The organism is Herbaspirillum frisingense GSF30 (genome assembly GCF_000300975.2).
In the GTDB taxonomy this organism is placed as follows: domain Bacteria; phylum Pseudomonadota; class Gammaproteobacteria; order Burkholderiales; family Burkholderiaceae_D; genus Herbaspirillum; species Herbaspirillum frisingense.
The window spans coordinates 1-1,966 of sequence record NZ_AEEC02000079.1 but is presented as its reverse complement, the minus strand read 5'-3'; the positions used below and the strand labels follow the sequence as shown (position 1 = coordinate 1,966).

At 63.7% G+C, this 1,966-nt stretch carries 1 protein-coding gene; it reads right to left on the bottom strand.

The window, feature by feature from the left end; genetic code table 11:
- On the bottom strand, nt 1-1,609 hold a 1,609-nt coding region (locus tag HFRIS_RS24365), incomplete at its 3' end, for a methyl-accepting chemotaxis protein (RefSeq protein ID WP_006465694.1).
- Nucleotides 1,610-1,966: the final 357 nt, after the last annotated feature.

The following is a 1,966-nucleotide window of genomic DNA, read 5'->3' as shown; positions in this document are numbered from 1 at the left end:
GTGCGGACTTGGTCGCAGGCTGGGCCGCGCGGACCGGGGCAGCGGCCACGGCGGGCGCCATGGCCGCTCCACCGACGCGGAAGATCGCCACTTCCTGCATCAACGACTGGGCCTGCTGCTCCAGCGACTTGGCAGCGGCGCTGGCCTGTTCCACCAGGGCGGCATTCTGCTGGGTCGCCTCGTCCATCTGCGTCACCGCACGCGAGACCTGGTCGATGCCGGCGCTCTGTTCGTTGGAGGCGGCCGAGATTTCGCTCATGATGTCGGTCACGCGCTGCACCGCCTGGATCACGTCGTTCATGGTCTCGCCGGCCTGACCCACCAGCTGCGATCCGGCCTGCACGCGCTCTTCCGAATGCATGATCAGTTCCTTGATCTCCTTGGCTGCGCTGGAGGAACGTTGCGCCAGCGCGCGCACCTCAGTGGCGACCACTGCGAAGCCCCGTCCCTGCTCGCCGGCACGGGCTGCTTCGACCGCTGCATTGAGCGCCAGGATGTTGGTCTGGAAGGCGATGCCATCGATGATGCTGACGATGTCGGTGATGCGCGAGGAGCTCTCGCGGATCTCTTCCATGGTCTGCACCACCCGGCTCACCACCGCATTGCCGTCAGCCGCGATGGTGGAGGCATTGACCGCCAGCGTGGTGGCCTGGCGGGCATTGTCGGCGTTGTGCTTCACGGTGCTGGTCAGCTCTTCCATGCTGGAGGCAGTCTCTTCCAGCGAAGCCGCCTGTTGTTCGGTACGGGAGGACAGATCGAGGTTGCCGGAAGCGATTTCACGGGTCGCGGTAGCGATGGCATCGCTGCCGCCACGCACGGCGCGCACGGTGCGGGTGAGACTCTCCTGCATGCGCGAGAGACCATTGAGCAACTGGCCCATTTCGTTCTTCGAATGCACGTGCACCGGCTGGGTCAGGTCACCCGAGGCGATGGCGTCGAAGTGGCGCAGGGCGCGCTGCATCGGCTCGCCGATGGCACGGCGCAGCGACCACCAGCTGTAGAAGGCCAGCAGCAGGCCGGCGATGATGGCGACGATGGAAAACATGCGCGAGGCTTCGTAGCGTGCCATGGAGGTTTCGGCACTACGGGTGGCCAGCTCGGTCTCGTACTTGCTCAGGGCCTGGCCGTCCAGTTGCATGGCGGTGTAGATGGTGCCGACCTTGCGCGCCTGGTCGCCGATGGCCTGGCGGTCGCCGCCCTTGATCACCTCGGCAAAGCGGGTCAGCTCCTGCTCGGTCTTCTCGATGCCATCCGAAACCTTCTTCACCAGGACCTTGCCGTCTTCGGTCTGCGGTAGCGCCGTGTACTTGGCCCACCACTGCAGGGCTTCCTTGCGCGCATTGGCGTCCATGCCGACCATGCGTTCGGCCCAGGCAGGGTCGCTGGTGAGTGCGGCCTGGTCCAGCGAGGTGCGCTGGCGACCGATCCAGATCAGCGTATTGTCGGCAGCGACGGTCTTGGGCATGCGCTCTTCGGAGAGCTGGCGATTGACACTGACGGCGGCCGACATGCCCAGCAGGCCCGACGCGCCGATGGCCAGCAGCAGGATGGACAGCACAAGGACGGCAATGGCGAGTTGCGCCTTGATGGAAAGGTTCTTGATGGACATTGGTGTGGTTCCGGTGGATGAAGTGAAAGTGCCGCTATTGCTACACCGGGTCCGCGTGACTCCGCGATATGGCCGCTGTCGTCGATTTTCTCCATGCAGGCAGGCCTCGACGCCGTGCTCTTCCCCCGGCCGCGCAGGCGACCGTCCTCCCCATTTCCGGACCGGTCAATCTGCTGCGATTGTTATAGCTTTACGGCAACTTGAGAATTATCTTAAATTCTCACGATTCCTGCCCGTCTCAGGCAAAAATAAAGCGCCGCGACCCGGAAGGTGGCGGCGCTTACGCAACAGCTTGATTTTTGTTACTGCAATGACGCTTCCTCAAGCCTGGACGTCATGACAACGTTCAGAACTCTT